General features: G+C 72.8%; 23 protein-coding genes. 18 read left to right on the top strand and 5 right to left on the bottom strand.

Annotated elements, in window-relative coordinates; all coding sequences use genetic code 11:
- Nucleotides 1-15 precede the first annotated feature (15 nt).
- The gene (locus ACIRGB_RS30415) at nt 16-675 is read left to right on the top strand and encodes a trimeric intracellular cation channel family protein (RefSeq protein WP_361465028.1); all 660 of its coding nucleotides are present in this window, start codon (nt 16-18) and stop codon (nt 673-675) included.
- A gap of 12 nt (nt 676-687) precedes the next feature.
- Here ACIRGB_RS30415 and ACIRGB_RS30410 read toward each other — a convergent pair whose 3' ends face one another.
- Nucleotides 688-1890 carry an erythromycin esterase family protein gene (locus tag ACIRGB_RS30410; RefSeq protein WP_403871785.1) on the bottom strand — a complete coding sequence of 401 codons (1203 nt, stop codon included), beginning with the start codon at nt 1888-1890 and terminating at the stop codon, nt 688-690.
- Between the two features lie 59 nt (nt 1891-1949).
- Here ACIRGB_RS30410 and ACIRGB_RS30405 point away from each other — a divergent pair, with 59 nt between their 5' ends.
- Both ACIRGB_RS30405 and ACIRGB_RS30400 read left to right on the top strand, forming a co-directional pair.
- Entirely contained in the window at nt 1950-2693 is a 744-nt protein-coding gene (locus tag ACIRGB_RS30405; protein WP_403871783.1) for a TioE family transcriptional regulator, read from the top strand.
- Between the two features lie 25 nt (nt 2694-2718).
- Nucleotides 2719-3579, top strand: a complete 861-nt coding sequence (locus ACIRGB_RS30400; RefSeq protein WP_403871781.1) for a thioesterase family protein — start codon at nt 2719-2721, stop codon at nt 3577-3579.
- Between the two features lie 12 nt (nt 3580-3591).
- Here the strand turns inward: ACIRGB_RS30400 and ACIRGB_RS30395 are convergent, their stop codons facing one another.
- Nucleotides 3592-4221, bottom strand: coding sequence for a TetR family transcriptional regulator (locus tag ACIRGB_RS30395; protein WP_403871779.1), 630 nt, complete (start codon nt 4219-4221; stop codon nt 3592-3594).
- A 115-nt stretch (nt 4222-4336) separates the two neighbouring features.
- On the opposite strand from ACIRGB_RS30395, the gene ACIRGB_RS30390 reads away from it, so the two are divergent.
- From ACIRGB_RS30390 to ACIRGB_RS30380, 3 genes are all read left to right on the top strand, one after another.
- Entirely contained in the window at nt 4337-4504 is a 168-nt protein-coding gene (locus ACIRGB_RS30390) for a hypothetical protein (protein WP_356367464.1), read from the top strand.
- 49 nt (nt 4505-4553) lie between these two features.
- Nucleotides 4554-4847 (top strand): DUF4190 domain-containing protein, encoded by a 294-nt coding sequence (locus ACIRGB_RS30385; protein ID WP_403871777.1) that lies wholly within the window; start codon nt 4554-4556, stop codon nt 4845-4847.
- Between the two features lie 90 nt (nt 4848-4937).
- Nucleotides 4938-6107, top strand: a complete 1170-nt coding sequence (locus tag ACIRGB_RS30380) for a cysteine desulfurase family protein (protein WP_403871775.1) — start codon at nt 4938-4940, stop codon at nt 6105-6107.
- Between the two features lie 16 nt (nt 6108-6123).
- Here the strand turns inward: ACIRGB_RS30380 and ACIRGB_RS30375 are convergent, their stop codons facing one another.
- On the bottom strand, nt 6124-6837 hold the full coding sequence (locus tag ACIRGB_RS30375; protein WP_403871773.1) for an N-acetylmuramoyl-L-alanine amidase: 714 nt from the start codon (nt 6835-6837) through the stop codon (nt 6124-6126).
- Nucleotides 6838-6897: 60 nt separating this feature from the next.
- On the opposite strand from ACIRGB_RS30375, the gene mnmA reads away from it, so the two are divergent.
- Nucleotides 6898-8028, top strand: a complete 1131-nt coding sequence (gene mnmA / locus ACIRGB_RS30370; protein WP_403871771.1) for a tRNA 2-thiouridine(34) synthase MnmA — start codon at nt 6898-6900, stop codon at nt 8026-8028.
- Between the two features lie 55 nt (nt 8029-8083).
- On the opposite strand, the gene ACIRGB_RS30365 is transcribed toward mnmA, so the two are convergent.
- Both ACIRGB_RS30365 and ACIRGB_RS30360 read right to left on the bottom strand, forming a co-directional pair.
- A complete protein-coding gene (locus ACIRGB_RS30365; RefSeq protein ID WP_403871769.1) occupies nt 8084-8863 on the bottom strand; it encodes an alpha/beta fold hydrolase in 780 nt (259 codons plus the stop codon).
- A gap of 37 nt (nt 8864-8900) precedes the next feature.
- Nucleotides 8901-9233 carry a DUF427 domain-containing protein gene (locus tag ACIRGB_RS30360; protein ID WP_403871767.1) on the bottom strand — a complete coding sequence of 111 codons (333 nt, stop codon included), beginning with the start codon at nt 9231-9233 and terminating at the stop codon, nt 8901-8903.
- A 96-nt stretch (nt 9234-9329) separates the two neighbouring features.
- Here ACIRGB_RS30360 and ACIRGB_RS30355 point away from each other — a divergent pair, with 96 nt between their 5' ends.
- The 11 genes from ACIRGB_RS30355 (at nt 9330) to gatB (ending at nt 21390) form a co-directional block, all read left to right on the top strand.
- Nucleotides 9330-9869, top strand: a complete 540-nt coding sequence (locus ACIRGB_RS30355; protein ID WP_403871765.1) for a TIGR00730 family Rossman fold protein — start codon at nt 9330-9332, stop codon at nt 9867-9869.
- A 27-nt stretch (nt 9870-9896) separates the two neighbouring features.
- Nucleotides 9897-10586 carry an SDR family oxidoreductase gene (locus ACIRGB_RS30350; RefSeq protein ID WP_403871763.1) on the top strand — a complete coding sequence of 230 codons (690 nt, stop codon included), beginning with the start codon at nt 9897-9899 and terminating at the stop codon, nt 10584-10586.
- A gap of 20 nt (nt 10587-10606) precedes the next feature.
- Nucleotides 10607-11620, top strand: coding sequence for a methionine synthase (locus ACIRGB_RS30345; RefSeq protein WP_403871761.1), 1014 nt, complete (start codon nt 10607-10609; stop codon nt 11618-11620).
- Nucleotides 11621-11635: 15 nt separating this feature from the next.
- A complete protein-coding gene (gene ligA / locus ACIRGB_RS30340; RefSeq protein ID WP_403871759.1) occupies nt 11636-13843 on the top strand; it encodes an NAD-dependent DNA ligase LigA in 2208 nt (735 codons plus the stop codon).
- Nucleotides 13844-14100: 257 nt separating this feature from the next.
- Complete coding sequence (rmdB, locus tag ACIRGB_RS30335; RefSeq protein WP_403871757.1) at nt 14101-16329, top strand: cyclic Di-GMP phosphodiesterase RmdB; 2229 nt, start codon at nt 14101-14103, stop codon at nt 16327-16329.
- Nucleotides 16330-16830: 501 nt separating this feature from the next.
- Complete coding sequence (locus ACIRGB_RS30330) at nt 16831-17202, top strand: DUF4267 domain-containing protein (RefSeq protein WP_403871755.1); 372 nt, start codon at nt 16831-16833, stop codon at nt 17200-17202.
- Nucleotides 17203-17238: 36 nt separating this feature from the next.
- Nucleotides 17239-17757 carry a cupin domain-containing protein gene (locus ACIRGB_RS30325; RefSeq protein WP_403871753.1) on the top strand — a complete coding sequence of 173 codons (519 nt, stop codon included), beginning with the start codon at nt 17239-17241 and terminating at the stop codon, nt 17755-17757.
- Between the two features lie 73 nt (nt 17758-17830).
- Nucleotides 17831-18127, top strand: coding sequence for an Asp-tRNA(Asn)/Glu-tRNA(Gln) amidotransferase subunit GatC (gatC, locus tag ACIRGB_RS30320; RefSeq protein ID WP_003973500.1), 297 nt, complete (start codon nt 17831-17833; stop codon nt 18125-18127).
- 3 nt (nt 18128-18130) lie between these two features.
- Complete coding sequence (gene gatA, locus ACIRGB_RS30315; protein WP_403871751.1) at nt 18131-19624, top strand: Asp-tRNA(Asn)/Glu-tRNA(Gln) amidotransferase subunit GatA; 1494 nt, start codon at nt 18131-18133, stop codon at nt 19622-19624.
- A complete protein-coding gene (locus ACIRGB_RS30310) occupies nt 19621-19860 on the top strand; it encodes a hypothetical protein (RefSeq protein ID WP_007444751.1) in 240 nt (79 codons plus the stop codon). The genes gatA and ACIRGB_RS30310 overlap by 4 nt, the downstream gene beginning before the upstream one ends.
- Nucleotides 19861-19875: 15 nt before the next feature.
- Nucleotides 19876-21390 (top strand): Asp-tRNA(Asn)/Glu-tRNA(Gln) amidotransferase subunit GatB, encoded by a 1515-nt coding sequence (gene gatB / locus ACIRGB_RS30305; protein WP_403871749.1) that lies wholly within the window; start codon nt 19876-19878, stop codon nt 21388-21390.
- Nucleotides 21391-21451 lie beyond the last annotated feature (61 nt).

The following is a 21451-nucleotide window of genomic DNA, read 5'->3' as shown; positions in this document are numbered from 1 at the left end:
AGTAAGAATGGAAGGGTGTACGAGCAACTCTTCAGCCCCACCGTCCAGCACACGCTCGACCTGGTCGGCATCTTCGTCTTCGCCATCTCCGGCGCGCTGCTGGCCGTACGCAAGAACTTCGACGTCTTCGGCATCGCCGTCCTCGCCGAGGTCACCGCGCTCGGCGGCGGGCTGTTCCGGGACCTGGTGATCGGCGCGGTGCCGCCCGCCGCCTTCACCGACCTCGGGTACTTCCTCACCCCGTTGCTGGCCACCCTGCTGGTCTTCTTCCTCCATCCCCACGTGGAGCGCCTCCAGACCGGCGTGAACATCTTCGACGCGGCCGGGCTCGGCCTGTTCTGCGTCGCCGGCACCACCAAGGCGTACGACTACGGCCTCGGCCTGACCGCCTCCGCCTGCCTGGGCCTGACCACCGCGGTCGGCGGCGGCGTCCTGCGCGACGTGCTCGCCAACGAGGTGCCCTCCCTGCTGCGCTGGGACCGCGACCTGTACGCCGTCCCGGCGATCGTCGGCTCCGCGATGGTCGCGCTGTGCATCCGCTACGAGGCGCTCACCCCGGTCACCAGCGGGCTCGCGGTCGTCACGGCCTTCGTCCTGCGACTGCTCGCGCTGCGCTTCCACTGGCGGGCGCCGCGCGCCTGGAACCGCCGGTCGACGGTGGTGGAGGGGGACTGACCCCGGCTTCCGTCAGGGCCGCGGCATGTCCTTGACGAAGACGACGCCGTCGACCGAGTCCAGGTGGCCGGGGTCGAGCGGGGCGTAGCCGAACCAGGGGGACACCCGGGGTGCGGGCCGCGGGTCGCCGAGGGCGTCGGCCAGTCGTCCGGCGTCCACGACGCAGGGGTCCTGCGGGAGTGCGTACAGGAGCCCCTCGACGGTGTCCGGCGGCGGGGTGTCCACCCCCTGGTGCCGGATCGTGCCGAGCGCCGTGGCGACGAAGGCGTACTCCCCGCCGAGCCGGGCGCCGACGAGGGCGCCGGCGCTCCACCATTCCACCGGCCCCTGCCACATCCGCATCGAGCTCTTCTCGCGCTGGAGGTGGGCGTTGTGGGCGTGGACCAACGTCGGCGCCCGGCCGGCGAGGGCGAGGAGGTTGTCGGCCATCATCCGGTCCCGCACGCCCAGCAGCCGGGCCATGCGGGCCGGGGTGGTGTCGGCCATCCAGTAGTGGTAGCTCAGCAGGCCCGTCGCGGTACGTCCGTGCAGGCGCGCCCGGTCCCAGGCGTCCCGCGAGGCCGTCGCGAGCAGGCGCGGCGTCTGCTCGTCGAGCAGCGACACCAGGTCGGCGGCGAGCGTCCGCAGCTCCCCGGCCTCGGCCGACCGCCCCACGGACCGCGCCGGGTCCGTCATCGCCTCGGGCTCGGTCCACCGGTCGTCGGCGCCGAGCAGGCGGTCCAGGGTCTGAGCGGTACAGGGGAGCAGGGCCGGGTCCACCGCGGCCGAGAGGCAGTCGTGAAGCGCGGTGAGCGCCTGCCGGGGGCTGGCGGCGCCGGTGATCTCCAGCGGGCCGTCGAAACCGGCGAAGCGGACCCGCTCGTGCGCGGGCCGGTCCTCGTTGTACGCGCGCATCCAGCGCACCAGCTCCCGGTTGGGCGCGCTCGGGCCCCAGGGGTGGCTGAACCCGTGCGCCATGACCTCGTCGAGGGTGCCGGTGCCCCGGGTGACGTAGTCGTCCACGACCAGCCCCCGCAGGCAGTCGCTCTCGATCGCGATCGTCCGGTAGCCGTGCCGTTCGACGAGTTGCCGGAAGACGTCGTTGCGCACGTCGAGCAGGGCGTCCTCGCCGTGGGTGGGCTCGCCCAGGGCGAGCAGCCGGGGCGGGGCGGGCAGCAGCCGCATGACGGCGGCGGCGTCGAGGGGACGGGCGATGTCCTGGATGCGGTCAACCATGGCCTCAACGGTATCGTTGAACTTTCGGTGGAGACTTTGCCCTTGGGAGCGTGGGACCGATGGCCGTCAACCTTCAAAGCGAGGGAAGACTCAGGCCCGTCGATCTGGCCCGTGCGCACGGTCTGTCGGCGCAGGCCATCAGGAACTACGAGGCGGCCGGCATCCTCCCGGCCGCCGCTCGCACCGCCCACGGCTACCGCCGCTACACCACGCTGCACGCCCGGGCCCTGGCCGCGTTCCTCGCCCTGGTGGCGGGCCACGGCCACGGGACGGCGGCCGCGGTGCTGCGGGCTGTGAACGAGGGGGCGCCGGACGAGGCGTTCCGACTGATCGACGAGAGCCACGCCCAGTTGCTTGACGACCGGCGGACGCTGGAGGCCGTGGCGGGCGCGCTGCGGGAGCTGGTGCCCGAGCCCGACGCGGGTGCGCCGGGGCCGCCGGGCGGATTCATCGGGGCGCTCGCGGGGGAGCTGGGCATCAGGCCCGCGACCCTGCGCGCGTGGGAGCGCGTCGGCCTGGTGCGCCCACGCCGCGACCCGGTGACCGGCTACCGCCGCTACGACGCGGCCGACGTCCGGGACGCCCGCCTCGCCCACCAGCTCAGGCGGGGCGGCTACCCGCTGGAGCGGATCGCGGCCGTCCTCGACCGGGTGCGGTCGGCCGGCGGGCTGGAGCCGCTGGAGGCCGCCCTGCGCGAGTGGCACGACCGGGTGGCCGCCCGCGGCCGGGCGATGGTCACCGGGGCGGCGGAACTGGAGACGTATCTGCGCACCCGGGAGCGAGCAGAGAAAGCTACCGCTTAGTATTTTCCTGTTGTACCGTGCAGGCATGCCAGAAGCAGCCTCCGCAGCGGCCGTCCGGGCCACCATCGGCGACAGCGAGTTCGACCGCGACACCGCCGTCACCCCGCGCGCCCCCGGCGTCTACGACCTTGACCTGTCCGCCGGCTGGACGATCATCAACGCCGTCAACGGCGGCTATCTGCTGGCCGTCCTGGGCCGGGCCCTCGGCGACGCACTCCCGCACCCCGACCCCTTCATCATCTCCGCGCACTACCTCACCGCCACCCGTCCGGGCCCGGCGGTCGTGCGCACCGAGACCGTCCGCACGGGGCGTACCCTCTCCACCGGCCAGGCCTCCCTCTTCCAGTACGACGACGAGGGCCACGAGGTCGAGCGCATCCGGGTCCTGGCGTCCTACGGCGACCTCGACACGCTGCCCGACGACGTCCGCACCTCGGCCGAACCGCCCGCGATCCCGCCGATGGACCAGTGCTTCGGCCCGGAGGACGGCCCCGCCCCCGTCGACGGCAGCTCGGCCATCGCCGACCGGCTGATGCTCAAGCTCGACCCCGCCACCCTGGGCTGGGCGCTGGGGCAGCCCTCGGGCCGGGGTGAGATGCGGGCCTGGTTCGGCCTCGCCGACGGCCGCGACGCGGACCCGCTCTCGCTGCTCCTCGCGGTGGACGCGCTGCCCCCGACCGCCTTCGAGCTGGGGCTCAAGGGCTGGGTGCCGACGGTCGAGCTGACCGCGCACGTGCGGTGCCGCCCGGCGCCGGGCCCGCTGCGGGTCTCCATCACCACCCGCAACCTCGCCGGCGGCTTCCTGGAGGAGGACGCCGAGGTCTGGGACAGCGCCGACCGCCTGGTCGCCCAGTCCCGCCAGCTGGCCCGGGTCCGCCTCGGCTGACCCCGCGGCCACTCAGTCCAGCCAGTGCCTGCGGCCGACGCTGATCAGCCGCAGTTGCCGCCGTGCCGTCTCGACGGCCCGGCGGCGTTCCTCTTCCGGGGCGTCCAGCGTCTCCAGGAACAGGGACGCCGTGATCAGCATCTGGTCCACGTAGAGACCCGCCAGCATGCGCAGATCGGTCTCGCTCCAGCCCGCCGCCGACGCGTCCGTGGCCAGCTCGGCCCGCACCTCCTCGGCGAACCGCGCCAGCTGCTCCCGTATGGCCCGGCGCACCGGCTGCACCCCGCCGTGCCGTTCGCGCGCGATGAAGCGGACGTGGGCCGGGTGCGCGGCCACATGACCCGCGATCAACTCGACCGCGCGGGCGATGCGTTCGTCGTCGTCGTGCTCGCCCGGTGACATCGTCGTCCGGATCATCGGGTGCAGGCTGCCCAGCGCCTCCTCGACCAGCGCCACGCCGAGATCCGCCGTGGAGTGGAAGTGCCGGTAGAAGGCGGTCGGGGCGACGCCCGCGGCGCGGGTGACCTCACGCAGGCCCAGGCTGCTCAGGCTCTGCTCCTCCAGCAGGCCGAGCGCCGCGTCGAGGAGCGCCTGCCGGGTCTTCCGCTTCTGCGCCTGCCGAACGCCGGAGGTGTGACTCATGCCATGCAGTTAACAACTGTTCTCCGGAATTGAAAAGTCATGGGGCGCGCTAGACTGGGAACTCGGTGAACAACTGTAACCACAATCGTTCACCGAAGATTGGGGGATCCGCACCATGCTGTTTCTCGTCGTCGCACTGCTGCTCCTCGGTGTGGTCCTGGGCGCCATCGCCCACGCACCGCTCACCTTCTCCGTCGCGGCCGGTCTGGTCATCGCCGTCTGGCTCGGCATCTTCGCCCTCCGCGAGCGGCACGGCCGCCGACGGAGCACCTCCGCCCACTGACCCGCGCCCACCGGCGCACGGCCCACCGACGCACGGCAGGGAGAACACCATGCAGCTCACCGCACCGGCCGACCGCGGCACCGACACCACCCGCACCACCCGTCGTGTGGGTATCCACGACACCGACGGCATGGCTGTCGCCTCGTTCGTCCTCGGTCTGCTCGGCCTGCTCGTCCTCAACGTCTTCCTCGGCCCGATCGCCATCGCCCTGGCGGGCGTCGCCCTGTGGCGCGGCACCGCCCGCCGCGGCCGGGCCCTCCTCGGCCTCGGCCTGGGCGTCGCCGACCTGCTGGTCCTGGTGGCGTTCATGTCCGCCGACAACACCATGTCGTGGAGCCTGTGAGCCACCGCGCCCTCCGGTCCCGGCCGCCGCGCGACGAGTCCGGCCTTGGTCTGAGACCGGGCGGAACGGCCCCGTAGAATCGGCCGCACCATGGCTTACCTCGACCACGCCGCGACGACCCCGATGCTTCCCGAGGCAGTCGAGGCACTCACCGCGCACCTGAGCGTCACCGGCAACGCCTCTTCCCTCCACGCGTCCGGCCGCCGGGCGCGGCGCACCGTCGAGGAGGCCCGCGAGAGCCTCGCCGAGGCGCTCGGCGCCCGCCCCAGCGAGGTGGTCCTCACCTCCGGCGGCACCGAGGCCGACAACCTCGCCGTCAAGGGCCTGTACTGGGCCCGCCGCGACGCCGACCCGGCCCGTACCCGGGTCCTGGCCAGCCCCGTCGAGCACCACGCCGTCCTCGACGCCGTCCACTGGCTCGGCGAGCACGAGGGCGCCACCGTCGAGTACCTGCCGGTCGACGCCTACGGCCGCGTCCACCCCGAGGCCCTGCGCGAGGCCGTCGCCCGCGACCCCGGCGACGTCGCCCTCGCCACCGTCATGTGGGCCAACAACGAGATCGGCACGATCATGCCGGTCCGGGAACTCGCCGACGTGGCCGCCGAGTTCGACGTGCCGCTGCACGCCGACGCGGTCCAGGCCGTCGGCCAGCTGCCGGTCGACTTCGCCGCCTCCGGGCTCGCCGCCATGACCGTTTCCGGCCACAAGATCGGCGGCCCCTACGGCATCGGCGCGCTGCTGCTCGGCCGGGAGTACACCCCGGTCCCCGTGCTGCACGGCGGCGGCCAGGAACGCCATGTGCGCTCCGGCACCCTCGACGTCCCCGCCGTCGCCTCCTTCGCGGTCGCCGGCCGTCTCGCCGCCGGGCAGCACGAGTGGTTCGCCCGCGAGATCGGCGCCCTGCGCGACGACCTGGTCGACGCCGTCCGCACCGCCGTCCCGGACGCGATCCTCGGCGGCGACCCGTCGCCCGGGGGCCGCCTGCCGGCCAACGCCCACTTCACCTTCCCGGGCTGCGAGGGCGACTCGCTCCTCCTCCTGCTCGACGCCCAGGGCATCGAGTGCTCCACCGGCTCCGCCTGCACCGCGGGCGTCGCCCAGCCCAGCCACGTCCTGCTGGCCGCCGGAACCGACCCCGACCTGGCCCGCGGCACCCTGCGCTTCTCCCTGGGCCACACCTCGACCGAGGCCGACGTGGAGGCGCTCGCCAAGGCGATCGGCCCCGCGGTGGAACGCGCCCGGGCGGCGGGGCTGTCGTAGGCGACGCCCTCAGGGCTCAGGCTTTGGTCGGCGCCTTCGACGGGGTGCTCGTGGCCGCCCGCCGCACCAGCTTCAGGTACCGGTCCCAGTCCCAGTGCGGCCCCGGGTCGGTGTGGTCGGTGCCCGGCACCTCCACATGGCCGAGGATGTGCTCGCGGTCCACGGGTATGTCGTACCGCGCGCAGATCCCCGCCGTCAGCCGCGCGGAGGCGGCGTACATCGCGCCGGTGAAGTCCCGCGGGCGGTCCACGAAGCCCTCGTGCTCGATGCCGACACTGCGTTCGTTGTAGTCGCGGTTGCCCGCGTGGTACGCCACGTCCAACTCGCGGATCATCTGGGTGACGCGCCCGTCCTGCCCGACGATGTAGTGCGCGGCCGCCTTGTGCCCCGGGTCCTGGAAGGCCCGCACCGCGCTGTCGAAGCTGCCCTGCGTGACATGGACGATCACCAGGTCGATGCCGAAGTCGTCCGGCCGGTCCGCCCGCCGCCAGTTCGCGTCCGACGCCGCCACCCAGCGCGCGCCCGCGAAGTCGACCGCGCCCTCCTCGCGGGGCCGCTCCACGCCCGGCACCCGCCACCACAGCCGGGACAGCTCGTCACGGGCCAGCACACCGGTGCCCACGGCCGCCGCCGCACCGCCGACGATCAGCGCGCGGCGGCCGATGCGCCGGTCCGCGTCCCCGGACCCGCCCGGGGTGGACCCGCTCGTGGAACCCTGCTTCGCCCCCATACGATCTTCAACGCATATCCGCGCGCTCCGGTTCCCGCCTCCCCGTACCCTGGAGGGGCTATGACTGACACTCCGCAGCGCACCCGTCCCCTCCGCGTCCTCGCCGCCATGTCGGGCGGAGTCGACTCCGCCGTCGCCGCCGCCCGCGCGGCCGAGGCGGGGCACGACGTGACCGGCGTCCACCTCGCGCTCTCCGCGAACCCGCAGTCCTTCCGCACCGGCGCCCGGGGCTGTTGCACCATCGAGGACTCGCGCGACGCCCGCCGCGCCGCCGACGTCATCGGCATCCCGTTCTACGTGTGGGACCTCGCCGACCGCTTCCGGGAGGACGTGGTCGAGGACTTCGTCGCCGAGTACGAGGCCGGCCGCACCCCCAACCCGTGCCTGCGCTGCAACGAGAAGATCAAGTTCGCCGCCCTCCTCGACAAGGCCCTCGCGCTGGGCTTCGACGCCGTCTGCACCGGCCACTACGCGAAGGTGATCCTCCGCGAGGACGGCGTCCGCGAGCTGCACCGCGCCTCCGACATGGCCAAGGACCAGAGCTACGTCCTCGGGGTGCTCGACGACCGGCAGCTCGCCCACGCGATGTTCCCGCTCGGCGACACGGTCACCACCAAGGACGAGATCCGCGCGGAGGCCGAGCGCAGGGGCCTCGCGGTCGCCAAGAAGCCCGACTCGCACGACATCTGCTTCATCGCCGACGGCGACACCCAGGGCTTCCTGGCGGACCGTCTCGGCAAGGCGGAGGGCGACATCGTCGACGAGGCGGGCAACCGGCTCGGCACCCACGAGGGCGCGTACGGCTACACCATCGGCCAGCGCAAGGGCCTCAGGATCGGCACCCCGGCCCCCGACGGCAAGCCGCGCTACGTGCTGGACATCTCCCCGGTGGACAACACCGTGACGGTCGGCCCGGCCGAGGCGCTCGACGTCGACGCCCTCCGCGCGATCAAGCCCCGCTGGTGCGGCGCCGCCCCCACCGGCCCCGGCACCTACACCGCCCAGCTCCGCGCGCACGGCGGCGAGACCGAGGTACGGGCCGAACTGGTCGACGGCACCCTGGAGGTGGCCTTCACCGAGCCCGTCCGCGGCGTCGCCCCCGGCCAGGCGATCGTGCTGTACGACGGCACCCGCGTGGTGGGCTCGGCGACGATCGCGTCCACCACGCGCGCGACGGCCGGCGCGGCCTGAGCCGCCCGCCGGGGCGCACGCCGGCGACGGTGCCGGCGGCCGCCACGCCGTCGGCTCACCCGGCGAGGAACTCCGTCAGCACCGGCGCCAGGACGCCCGGCTCCACCCTGTGGGTCTGCCCGGCCACGGTGCCGTACCGGCCCTCGGGCGCCGCCTGAGCGATCGCACGGGCGGTCTCGTGCCACCACGCGTCGCTCGCGCCGCCCGCGAGGACCAGCAGGGGAGCGGGGATCGACGCGATCACCGACGTGGGCACCCGGCTGTCGCCCAGCACGGCGTCGTCGTACGCCAGGCTCGGCGCCACCGACTCCATCCCGGCCCACATGGGGGACTGCCGGGCACCCTGGATCATCTCCTCACCCAGCCCGGTGTGCCGCAGGAACAGCTCCACCGCGTCCCCGCGCCGGCCCTGCCCCAGCACCTCGGTCAGCCGCTCGGTGTACGCGGCCGCGGCCCGCGCGGCGGCCTCGTCCGCGGCGTACGGCACCTCGTACACGGCGGCGCGGCGCACCGGCAGACCGCTCGCCGCCGCCCGGAGCACCAGCGCGCCGCCCGAGGACATGCCGAACAGCGACGCCTCGCCGCCCACCGCCTCGATCAGCGCCGCCAGGTCCTCGATCTCGCGTTCCACCGCGTAGGGCGCCGTGTCGCCGCTCTCGCCGCGCCCCCGGCGGTCGTACACGGTGACGTCGAAACGGCCCGACAGCTCGGCGGCCAGCGGCGCCGTGGTGGCACCCGTCGACATGGCGCCACTGACGAGCACGACCGCCGGTCCCCGCCCGGAGCGTTCGTAGGCGATACGGGTGCCGTCACGCGAAACAGTCGTCTTCTCCATGCCTGAGCAGACTGCCGCACGGAACGGAACTCATCGCTCAGGACACCTCGACTTCGTAGAAACAGAAGTGGTCCTTGATCTCCGCGACCTCCGGCTTCGGGTCCGGGTACGCCCAGACCAGGTCCGCCGCGTCCGGCAGCGACCAGTAGGACGCGTCGCCCTTGAAGGGGCAGTGCGTCTGCGTGTCGGACGGCGTCAGCAGGTCGAGGCGTACGTCCCGGGGCGGGATGTAGTACCGGTCCGGACAGCCCGTCTCGTGCAGGACCAGCGCCCCGTCGCTCTCCGCCAGCACCTGCCCGCCGTGCACCCCGCGCACGTGGCGGTCGCTCGGCTCGACGGTGATGACGTGTCCCTTGAGTCCCTTGGTCACGGTCGTCCTCCTGTTGGCAGTGGTCTGCGTCACGTCGCTACAGCGTCCCGGGCGGCAGGATTCTTCCCCTCGGGGCCGGGCCGTACGGTGGACGCCATGAGAATCTGCGTCTTCCTCTCCGCCGCCGACCTCGACGAGCGCTACACGGGCCCCGCCGAGGAGTTCGCCGAACTGCTCGGAAAGGGCGGGCACACCCTCGTCTGGGGCGGCTCCGACGTCGGCCTGATGAAGGTGGTCGCCGACGGCGTGCAGGAGGCCGGCGGACGGCTGCTCGGGGTCTCGGTGGACTTCCTCGCGGCCAAGGCACGCCAGGGCGCCGACGAGATGGTGATCGCGAAGGACCTGGCCGAGCGCAAGCGGCTGCTGCTGGAGAAGGCCGACGCCGTGGTCATCATGGTGGGCGGCACCGGGACGCTCGACGAGGCCACCGAGATCCTGGAGCTGAAGAAGCACGGGCACACCGACATGCCGGTCGTCCTGCTCAACACCGCGGGCTTCTACGACGGCCTCAAGGAGCAGTTCCGCCGCATGGAGGACGAGGGCTTCCTGCCCCGCCCCCTCACCGAGCTGGTGTTCTTCGCCGAGGAGCCGGTCGGCGCGCTCGCCTACCTGGAGGAGAGCCAGGGCATCGAGTAGGACGCCGGTGGTGCGAGCATGACGGGCATGGCTACACATGTGATCACCGGAGCGGGCTCCGGCATCGGCGCGGCCGTCGCCCGCCGCCTGCACGAACGCGGCGACCAGATCGTGCTGCACGCGCGCGACGCGGGCCGCGCCAAGGAACTGGCCGCCGCGCTCCCCGGCGCGAAGACCCTGGTCGGAGACCTCGCCGAGCCGGGCAAGCTGTCCTGGGCCCTCTCCCACCAGAGCCTGCCCGAGCGGGTGGACTCGCTGCTGCACATCGCCGGGGTCGTCGACCTCGGCGCGGTCGGCGACCTGACCCCGAAGAGCTGGCTCAACCAGCTGAACGTCAACCTGGTCGCCCCCGCCGAGCTGACCCGCCTGCTGCTGCCCCAGCTCCGCGTCGCCCAGGGCCAGGTGCTCTTCGTCAACTCCGGCTCCGGACTCAACGCCCACGCCGGCTGGGCCGCGTACGGCGCCTCCAAGCACGGCCTGAAGGCCCTCGCCGACGCCCTGCGCCAGGAGGAGCACGCGAACGGCGTCCGCGTCACCTCGGTCTACCCCGGCCGCACCGCCAGCCCGATGCAGGCCAAGGTCCACCAGCAGGAGGGCAAGGAGTACGACCCCGGCAAGTGGATCGACTCCGAATCCGTCGCCACCACGATCCTGATGGCCCTGGACCTCCCCAGGGACGCGGAGGTCAACGACCTGACGGTGCGCCCGGGGCGATGACGGCGGCTTAGGCTGGCCGGGTGAGCGACAACAGCCAGACCAGCCCGCGCTTCGGTCCCGCCACCGGCATCGGCAGCCTCCCGGGCCACGACACCCGCGAGGCCGCCAAGACCGCCACCGGCAGCTTCGAGGACTTCCCCTTCCTCCCCGAGCTGCCCGCCCGCGGCCCCGGCGCCGACATGATCGGCCGCACCGCCGGCATGCTCGTCGAGCTGTACGCGCGCGTGGAGCCCAGCGGCTGGCGGCTCGGCGACCGGCCGGGGCGGGACACCAAGCGGGCCCGGGCCTGGCTGCGGGAGGATCTCGACGCCCTGGAGGAGTTCACCCAGGGCTACGAGGGCCCGCTCAAGGTTCAGGCCGTCGGCCCGTGGACCCTCGCCGCCGCCCTGGAACTGCGGGGCGGCGAGGCGGTCCTCTCCGACCCCGGCGCCTGCCGCGACCTCGCCGCCTCGCTCGCCGAGGGCCTGCGCCTGCACCTGGCCGAGCTGCGCCGCCGGGTGCCCGGCGCCCGGCCCGTGCTCCAGCTCGACGAACCCTCCCTCACCGCCGTCCTGCGCGGCCAGGTGCGCAGCGCCAGCGGCTACCGCACCCACCGCGCCGTCGACCGCCAGGTCGTGGAGGCGGCCCTGCGCGAGGTCGCCGGGGCGCACGACGGCGGGCCCGTCGTGGTCCACTCCTGCGCGCCGGACGTGCCGTTCGCCCTGCTGCGGCGGGCGGGCGTCGCGGGCGTCTCCTTCGACTTCTCGCTCCTCACCGAGCGTGACGACGACGCGATCGGCGAGGCCGTCGAAGGCGGCACCCGGCTCTTCGCCGGTGTCGTGCCGGGCACGGACACCGCGTTGTCAGACCCTGCCGGTAGCGTCATGGGTGTCAGAACGCTGTGGCGCAGGCTGGGGCTGCGTCCGGAGCTGCTCGCGGAGGCGGTCACCGTCACTCCGGCGTGCGGACTCGCGGGTGCCTCCCCGGACTACGCCCGGCGCGCGCTCGCCCACTGCGTCCGGGCGGCAAGATCTCTCGCGGACAACCCAGAGTAACGGGAGGACCATACGGTGGCCGGCGACAAGCAGGGCGACGAGCAGGCGGAGACGACGAGCGTGCCCGCCGAGGCGCGCGAGCGGCACGCGCGGCTCGCCGAGCAGATCGAGGAGCACCGCTTCCGGTACTACGTGAACGACGCGCCCGTCGTCAGCGACGCGGAGTTCGACCGGCTGCTGCGCACCCTGGAGGAGCTGGAGGAGCGGTATCCAGAGCTGCGCACCCCCGAGTCGCCGACCCAGAAGGTCGCCGGGTCCTACGCGACCGAGTTCACGGCCGTGGAGCACCCCACCCGGATGCTCTCCCTGGACAACACCTTCAACGACGACGAGCTGGCCGCCTGGTTCGAGCGCATCGCCCGGGAGCTGGGCGAGCAGGAGTACCACTTCCTGTGCGAGCTGAAGGTCGACGGACTCGCCGTCAACCTGACCTACGAGCGCGGCCGGCTCGTCCGGGCCGCCACCCGCGGCGACGGCCGCACCGGCGAGGACATCACCCCCAACGTCCGCACCATCGCCGAGATCCCCGAGCGCCTGGCGGGCGACAAGGTCCCCGACCTCGTGGAGATCCGGGGCGAGGTCTACTTCCCGATGGAGAAGTTCCAGGAGCTCAACGCCCGGTTGAACGAGGCGGGGGACAAGCCCTTCGCCAACGCGCGCAACGCCGCGGCCGGTTCGCTGCGCCAGAAGGACCCGCGGGTCACCGCCTCCCGCCCGCTGCACATGGTGGTCCACGGCATCGGCACCCTGGAGGGGTACTCGGGCCTGACCCGCCTCTCCCAGGCGTACGACCTGCTGAAGACCTGGGGCCTGCCCACCTCCCCGCACAACCGGGTGGTCGACGGCCTGGACGGCGTCCGGGACTTCATCGCGTACTACGGCGAGAACCGGCACTCCGTCGCGCACGAGATCGACGGAGTCGTCGTCAAGCTCGACGAGATCCGCCTCCAGGGCCGGCTCGGCTCCACGGCCCGCGCGCCCCGCTGGGCCATCGCCTACAAGTACGCGCCGGAGGAGGTCAACACCAAGCTCGTCGACATCAAGGTGGGCGTCGGCCGCACCGGCCGCGTCACGCCGTACGCGCAGGTCGAGCCGGTGACGGTGGCCGGCAGCGAGGTGGAGTTCGCCACCCTGCACAACCAGGAGGTCGTCAAGGCCAAGGGCGTGCTCATCGGCGACACCGTGGTGCTGCGCAAGGCCGGTGACGTGATCCCGGAGATCCTGGGGCCGGTCGCCGATCTGAGGGACGGCAGCGAGCGGGAGTTCGTGATGCCGGCCCAGTGCCCCGAGTGCCAGACGCCGCTCAAGGCGATGAAGGAGGGCGACATCGACCTCCGCTGCCCCAACGCCCGTGCCTGCCCGGCCCAGTTGCGCGAGCGGGTCGCCTACCTCGCGGGCCGGGAGTGCCTGGACATCGAGCACTTCGGCGGGGTCGTGGCGGCCGCGCTGACCGGGCCGCTGGAGCCCTCCGAGCCGCCGCTGGTGGACGAGGGCGACCTGTTCGACCTCACCGTCGAGAAGCTGCTGCCCATCAAGGCGTACGTCCTCGACCCCGACAGCGGGCTGCCCAAGCGCGACCCCAAGACCGGCGAGGAGAAGATCGCCACGGTCTTCGCCAACAAGGAGGGCGAGCCGAAGAAGAACACCCTCGCGCTGCTCCAGCACATCGAGGAGGCCAAGACCCGCCCGCTGGCCCGCTTCCTCAACGGCCTCTCCATCCGGTACGTCGGACCGGTCGCCGCCCAGGCCCTCGCCCGGGAGTTCCGCTCCATCGACCGCATCGAGCAGGCCACCGAGGAGGAGCTGGCGAGCACGGACGGCGTGGGCGGCACCATCGCCACCGCCGTCAAGGAGTGGTTCGCCGTGGACTGGCACCGCGAGATCGTGCGCAAGTGGAAGGCGGCCGGGGTCTCTCTGGAGGACCGCTCGACGGGGGAGGACGAAGGGCCGCGCCCGCTCGAAGGACTCACCGTCGTCGTCACCGGCACCCTGGAGAACTTCACCCGGGACGGCGCCAAGGACGCCCTGCAGAGCCGCGGCGCCAAAGTGACCGGATCGGTGTCCAAGAAGACGTCGTTCGTCGTGGTCGGTGACAACCCCGGTTCGAAGTACGACAAGGCGATGCAACTGAAAGTGCCGGTTCTGAACGAGGACGGTTTCAGCGTGCTGCTCGAACAAGGACCCGAAGCGGCGGCGGATGTCGCGCTTTCGGCTGAGGAATAGCGGTTGAAGGCCACCCGATCGGCGCATATCAGATGCATACGGGTGGCCGGGTGGCATTCGGGCAACCGTCGACGACCAGTGCCCCTGGAAGCCTTCCGCGGCCTACTGTTGAGGTGTGCGCCCGCCGTGCCCAGCTGCGGTCGGGGCACCCCCCTGCCCCGAGTGACAGGGGGAGGGGTCTCCCACGCGGAGCCGTTGAAGGTGGTCGAGGCGGGGGCCGCGTGGCGTGGGCACCGCCGGCTGTGAGAGGGACGGGAATGGAACCGACCGAGAGCGCCGCCGCGGGCTCACGGCTGAGCCTGCGTCGCATGGCGGACGCGTGGCACGTGAGCCGGTGGCTCGGGCAACGCGAGGGTGGCGTCCCGCATCCCGCGACGGGCACCCGGGTGCCGCAGGCCGCCGGCCACACCCCCGGACCCCTCCACGGCCCGGCCGACCCGGACGGCGAACGGCACCTGTCCTGGCCCGCGTTGCCCGCCACGATCGTCGCGACCGCCGCCTTCGTCCTGGGCGCCGGTTTCTACCAGGCGTTCAGCGACGGACACGCCCTCTTCCCGGCCGGCACGGTCGGCTGGTCCCTGGCCGTGCTGGCCGGCATCGTCGTCGGCCACCTGGTCATGCTCGGCCGCTCCCGCTGGTGGGGCGGCACCGGTTCGGGCGCCGCCCTCACCCTCGCCGTCCTGCTGCTGTACGGCTGGGTCCCGGCCGGCATGGTCAGCCTCACCGTCGTCGTCCTGGTCGGCATAGCCCGCCGGGGCCGCTGGCGGCAGGGCGTCCTGCACGGCGCGGTGGACATCCTCGGCATCACCGCGGGCGCCCTGATCCTCGGCGTCAGCGGCTCGCTGCCGTCGGTGGAGCGTCCCTGGGACCCCGCCACCTGGGGGGTGTACGCGGCGCCCAAGGTGGTGCTCGTCGCCGTCGCCTACCTCGCCGTCACCCGCGCCCTGCTGTGGTATCTCCAGACCCCGCGCCCCGGTCTGCCCACCGTCGCCCGCACCGCCCTGGTCAGGCACGGACTGCTCGCGGTCGCCCTGCTCGGCATCGCCCCGCTGGTCTGCGTCGTCGCCGTCGCCAAGCCGTTGCTGCTGCCGCTGTTCGCCATTCCGCTCATCGCCCTCGACTCCACGCTGTGGATCGCCCGCGCCCGCGCCGAGGAGCAGCTGCGCGACCCGCTCACCGGACTGCCCAACCGGCAGTGGCTGCTGGAGCGCACCTGGGCCGCGCTGGACGACGCCGAGCGCATCGGCGCCCGCGCCGCCCTGATGCTGATCGACCTCGACCGTTTCCGCTCGGTCAACGACACCCTCGGACACCTCGCCGGCGACCGGCTGCTGTTGCAGACCGCCGACCGGCTGCGGCAGGCCCTGCCGCGCGGGGCGGAGGCCGCGCGGCTCGGCGGTGACGAGTTCGCCGTCTTACTGCCCGTCGCCGACTCCACCACGTCGGCGACCCGGATCGCCCGGGGCCTGGTGGCCGAGCTCAGTTCCCCGATGGACCTGGACGGACTCACGCTGGTCCTGGAGGCCAGCGCCGGCGTCGCGGTCTTCCCCGACCACGCGCTGGATGCCGAGGGGCTGCTGCGCCGCGCCGACGTGGCGATGTACCAGGCGAAGCGGGACCGCACCGGCGTGGAGGTCTACGAGTCCAAGCGGGACTCCAACACCCCGGACCGGCTCGGCCTCCTCGGCGATCTGCGCCGGGCCCTGGACGCCCACGAGGTCCAGCTGCACTACCAGCCCAAGGTCCGCTTCGACGGCCAGGTCGCGGGCCTGGAGGCGCTGGTGCGCTGGGTGCACCCCGAGCGGGGCAAGGTGCCGCCGGACGAGTTCATAGCCATCGCCGAGTCCTCCGGGCTGATGCCCCACCTCACCGAGTACGTGCTGGAGACGGCGCTCGCCCAGGTCGCCCGGTGGCGCACCCAGGGGCTGTTCGTGCCGGTCGCGGTCAACGTCTCCCCGCGCGACGTCCACACCCCCGGCTTCGCGGGCTCGGTGGCCGCCCGGCTCGCCCGGCACGGAGTCCCCGCGGGAGCGCTCCAACTCGAGATCACGGAGCACGTCCTCCTGGAGGACCCGCAGCGGGCGGCCGACACCCTCAACGCGCTGACCGGACACGGCGTCAAGATGTCCCTGGACGACTTCGGCACCGGCTACTCCTCCCTCGTCCACCTGCGCAGGCTCCCCGTCAGCGAGCTGAAGATCGACCGCTCCTTCGTGGCCCGGCTGGCCATCGACAACGAGGACGCCGAGATCGTGCGCTGCACCGTCGACCTCGCCCACTCGCTCGGCCTGCTCGTCGTCGCCGAGGGCGTGGAGGACGACGAGACCTGGGAGCGCCTGAGGGACCTCGGCTGCGACGCCGTACAGGGCTGGCTGGTCGCGGCCGCGATGCCCCCGGAGGAGACCACCGCCTGGCTGCTCGCCCGCGGCTCCTGCGGCTGGGTCCGAACCGCCGCGGCCCTGCCCGCAGCAGCGACCGACGAGTGACCTGAACCCCCTGCGACACGCGCCCCACCCACCGCCGGCGGCACGCCTCGCCACCCACCCCTGCGGCACGCGGCCACCCACCGCCGGCGGCACGCCTCCACCGACCCCGGTGGCGCGCCCCGCCACCCACCGCCTGCGGCACGCGGCCACCCACCGCCGGTGGCACGCGCCCCTCCCACCGCCTGCGGCACGCGCCCCCACCCACCCCGGTGGCGCGCTCTGCCACCCACCGCCTGCGGCACGCACCCACCCACCGCTGGCGCCACGCTCTGTCACCGACCCCGATGGCGCGCCCCGCCACCCACCGGTCCGCCCGGCGGTCCGGCGCCGCGCCCTTCCCGTCCGCCCGGCCCGTCCCGTCCGGCCTGGCCCGTTCTGGCTCCACCCGGTCCCGTTGCGTCCGGCTGGGTCATCATGACCGCGTTTCTAGCAGTGCTAGCCATTCTGCCGCCGCTCTGCTAGTGTCACTCTCGTCCCTAGCGCTGCTAGCAAGGAGTCGTCGTGACCGTGACCGCGTACAGCCTGGCCATCGTGCTCAACCTGTTCTGCCTGTTCCTCGGGTACCGCTTCCTGTTCCAGCCCGGCCCGGCCGCCACGGGCTACGGCGTCCCGGCCGACCCCGGCGGCGACGCCGGCGCCTACCTGACGATCAAGGGCGTCAGGGACGGCACGCTCGGCGTGGTGGGACTGGCGCTGCTGGCCTTCGCCGGCGCCCGCCCCGAGGCGTGGTTCATGCTCTGCGTCGCCCTCGTGCCGCTCGCCGACACGCTCATAGTGCTGCGCCACGGGGGTACGAAGGCCGTGGCCTTCGGGATCCACTTCGCCACCGCGATCGTTGTCCTGATCAGTGCCGGCCTGCTCTTCGCGGTCTGAGCGCCCGTCCGCCGTACCGTCCCAGGGGGTTCGAGAATGTCGCTGTTCGTTCCGAAGTTCGACGAGTCCGTGGTCGTCCGCGAGGCCGAGGTCGAAGTCGTCGGCCGCGCGCCCACCACCGTGCGCCTGCTGGCCGACAGCAGCGCCACCGGCGGCGCCCTGTCCACCCAGCGCGTCACCCTCACCGCGGGCGCCGACGGCGCCGCACCGCACTGGCACGACAACTCCGCGGAGATGTTCTTCCTGCTCGACGGCGCCGCCGACATCCTCTCCGGCGACGAGGTCCTCACCGCGGGCCCCGGCGACCTCGTCGTCGTCCCGCCAAGCAAGCCGCACGCCTTCGCCGCCGTGCCGGGCGCCGACGCCGACCTGCTCATCGTCCTCACCCCGGGCGTCGAGCGCTTCGAGTACTTCCGCCACCTCCGGCGCATCGCCCTCGGCGAGGCCACCCGGGAGAGCCTGCTGGAGGTCCAGGAGCTGTACGACAACCACTTCCTGCGCAGTACCGCATGGGACGCGCGGCGCCGCGCGGACGCCCCGGGGGAAACCGTTTAACGGCCACGGGGCCCGGCCCCATAGGATTGGGCCAAACCCGTTGGGACCACACACTCACCCAGAGGAACGCTGCATGCCTGGCATCACGCGCGAGGAGGTCGCCCACCTCGCCCGGCTGGCGCGTCTGGAGCTGAAGCCCGAAGAGCTCGAGCACTTCGCGGGACAGCTGGACGACATCATCGGCGCGGTCGCCCGCGTCAGCGAGGTCGCCGACCAAGACGTACCGCCGACCTCGCACCCGCTCCCGCTGACGAACGTCATGCGGCCGGACGAGGTCCGTCCGTCGCTCACGCCCGAGCAGGCGCTCTCCGGCGCCCCGGCCCAGGAGCAGCAGCGTTTCAAGGTGCCGCAGATCCTGGGGGAGGAGTAAGCCATGAGCGACATCATCAAGCTCACCGCGGCCGAGATCGCCGCGAAGATCGCCTCCGGCGAGCTGACCGCCGTCCAGGTCACCGAGGCCCACCTGGCCCGCATCGAGGCCGTCGACGAGAAGGTGCACGCCTTCCTGCACGTGGACCGCGAGGGCGCGCTGGCCCAGGCCCGCGCCGTCGACGCCAAGCGCGAGCGCGGCGAGCGGCTCGGCCCGCTGGCCGGTGTCCCCCTCGCGCTCAAGGACATCTTCACCACCGAGGGCATCCCCACCACCGTCGGCTCGAAGATCCTGGAGGGCTGGATCCCGCCGTACGACGCGACGGTCACCAAGCGCCTCAAGGACGCCGACGTCGTCATCCTCGGCAAGACCAACATGGACGAGTTCGCCATGGGGTCCTCCACCGAGAACAGCGCCTACGGCCCGACCGGCAACCCCTGGGACCTCACCAAGATCCCCGGCGGCTCCGGCGGCGGCTCCTCCGCGGCCCTCGCCTCCTTCGAGGCCCCGCTCGCCATCGGCACCGACACCGGCGGCTCCATCCGCCAGCCCGCGTCCGTCACCGGCACGGTCGGCGTCAAGCCGACGTACGGCGGCGTCTCCCGCTACGGCATGGTGGCCTTCTCCTCCTCCCTCGACCAGGGCGGCCCCTGCGCCCGCACGGTCCTGGACGCGGCCCTGCTGCACGAGGTGATCGCCGGACACGACCCGATGGACTCCACCTCCATCGACGCCCCGGTCCCCGCCGTCGTCGAGGCGGCCCGCAACGGCAGCGTCGACGGCATGCGCGTCGGCGTCGTCAAGCAGTTCCGCGGCGAGGGCTACCAGGCCGGTGTCGTCCAGCGCTTCGACGAGTCCGTCGAGCTGCTGAAGTCGCTGGGCGCCGAGATCGTCGAGCTGGACTGCCCGTCCTTCGACCTCGCGCTCTCCGCGTACTACCTGATCGCCCCGTCCGAGTGCTCCTCCAACCTCGCCCGCTTCGACGGCCTGCGCTACGGCGCGCGCGTCGGCGACGACGGCACGCACTCCGCCGAGGAGGTCACCTCCCTGACCCGCGAGGCCGGCTTCGGCCCCGAGGTCAAGCGCCGCATCATGCTCGGCACGTACGCCCTGTCGAGCGGGTACTACGACGCGTACTACGGCAGCGCCCAGAAGGTCCGCACCCTCATCAAGCAGGAGTTCGAGCGGGCCTTCGAGCAGGTCGACGTGATCGTCTCCCCGACGACCCCCACCACCGCCTTCGCGATCGGCGAGCGTGCCGACGACCCGATGGCGATGTACCTGGCCGACCTGTGCACCATCCCCACCAACCTGGCGGGCAACGCGGCCATGTCGCTGCCCTGCGGCCTCGCGCCCGAGGACAACCTGCCGGTGGGTCTGCAGATCATCGCCCCCGCCATGAAGGACGACCGGCTCTACCAGGTCGGCGCCGCCGTCGAGGCCGCCTTCGTGGAAAAGTGGGGCCACCCGCTGATCGAGGAGGCACCGTCGCTGTGAGTGCACTGACCAAGGCCAAGGGCTTCAAGAAGTCCAAGTCCGGTCTGTACGTCTCGATGGCCACGTCGGCGTTCGGCGCCGTCGGGGTCTACAAGCAGATCAAGAAGGCCCGGGGCGAGAGCGACACGCTGCGGCTGCTCGACGCCGTCGTCACCGGCGCCGCCGTCGTCACCAACCTCGCCATCCTGTACCGCGAGCTGAAGCGTCTCGGCGACGACGACGTCCTGCTGGGCTGAGAGGGAAGTTTCACCGTGACCACCACGACCGACCTGGTGTCGTACGAGGACGCACTCGCGTCGTACGACCCCGTCATGGGCCTCGAGGTCCATGTCGAACTCGGCACCCGCACCAAGATGTTCTGCGGCTGTTCGACCGCACTGGGTGCCGACCCGAACACCCAGACCTGCCCCGTCTGCCTCGGCATGCCCGGCGCGCTCCCGGTCGTCAACGCGACCGGCGTCGAGTCGGCGATCAAGATCGGTCTCGCGCTGAACTGCGAGATCGCCGAGTGGTGCCGCTTCGCCCGGAAGAACTACTTCTATCCGGACATGCCGAAGAACTTCCAGACCTCCCAGTACGACGAGCCCATCGCCTTCGACGGCTACCTCGACGTGCAGCTGGAGGACGGGGAGACCTTCCGCGTCCAGATCGAGCGCGCCCACATGGAGGAGGACACCGGCAAGTCGCTGCACGTCGGCGGTGCCACGGGCCGCATCCACGGCGCCTCGCACTCCCTCCTCGACTACAACCGGGCCGGCATCCCGCTCATCGAGATCGTCACCAAGCCGATCGAGGGTGCGGGCGAGCGGGCGCCGGAGGTCGCGCGGGCCTACGTCCGCGAGCTGCGCGAACTCATCCGCGCCCTCGGCGTGTCCGAGGCCCGCATGGAGATGGGCCAGATGCGCTGCGACGTGAACCTGTCGCTGCGTCCGCACGGCCGGGAGAAGTTCGGCACCCGCAGCGAGACCAAGAACGTCAACTCGCTGCGCTCCGTCGAGCGGGCCGCCCGCTTCGAGATCCAGCGGCACGCCGCCGTGCTGAACGACGGCGGCACGATCATCCAGGAGACCCGCCACTTCCACGAGGACACGGGGTCCACCACCTCGGGCCGCGTGAAGGAGGAGGCCGAGGACTACCGGTACTTCCCGGAGCCCGACCTGGTGCCCGTCGCCCCGTCCCGCGAGTGGGTCGAGGAGATCCGGTCCGCCCTGCCCGAGCTGCCGCTGGTGCGCCGCAACCGGCTCCGCGAGGAGTGGGGCATCTCCGGCAACGACATGCAGTCCATCCTCAACGCCGGAGCCCTGGACCCGATCGTCGCCACGATCGACGCCGGCGCCGACGCGGCCTCCGCCCGCAAGTGGTGGATGGGCGAGCTGGCCCGCAGCGCCAACGAGTCGGGCAAGACGCTCGACGAGCTGGCGATCACGCCGGTCCAGGTCGCCCGCGTCGCCGAACTGGTCACCAAGGGCGAGCTGAACGACAAGCTGGCCCGCCAGGTCATCCTGGGCGTCCTCGCCGGTGAGGGCTCGCCGGACGAGGTCGTCGACCGGCGCGGCCTGAAGGTCGTTTCCGACGAGGGCGCGCTGACCGCCGCCGTCGACGAGGCCATCGCCGGCAACCCGGGCGTCGCGGACAAGATCCGCGGCGGCAAGGTCGCCGCGGCCGGCGCCCTGGTCGGCGCGGTCATGAAGGCGACCCGGGGCCAGGCGGACGCGGCCCGCGTCAAGGAGCTGATCCTGGAGAAGCTGGGCGTCACCGAGGGCTGACACCCGCGCGCACCACGAGCCCTGGGGGGACACGCCGACCGCGGCGCGTCCCCCCAGGGCC

Source organism: Streptomyces sp. NPDC102490 (assembly GCF_044765285.1).
In the GTDB taxonomy this organism is placed as follows: Bacteria; Actinomycetota; Actinomycetes; order Streptomycetales; family Streptomycetaceae; genus Streptomyces.
The sequence above is the reverse complement of the archived record's forward strand: the minus strand, read 5'-3'. Positions and strand labels throughout refer to the sequence as shown.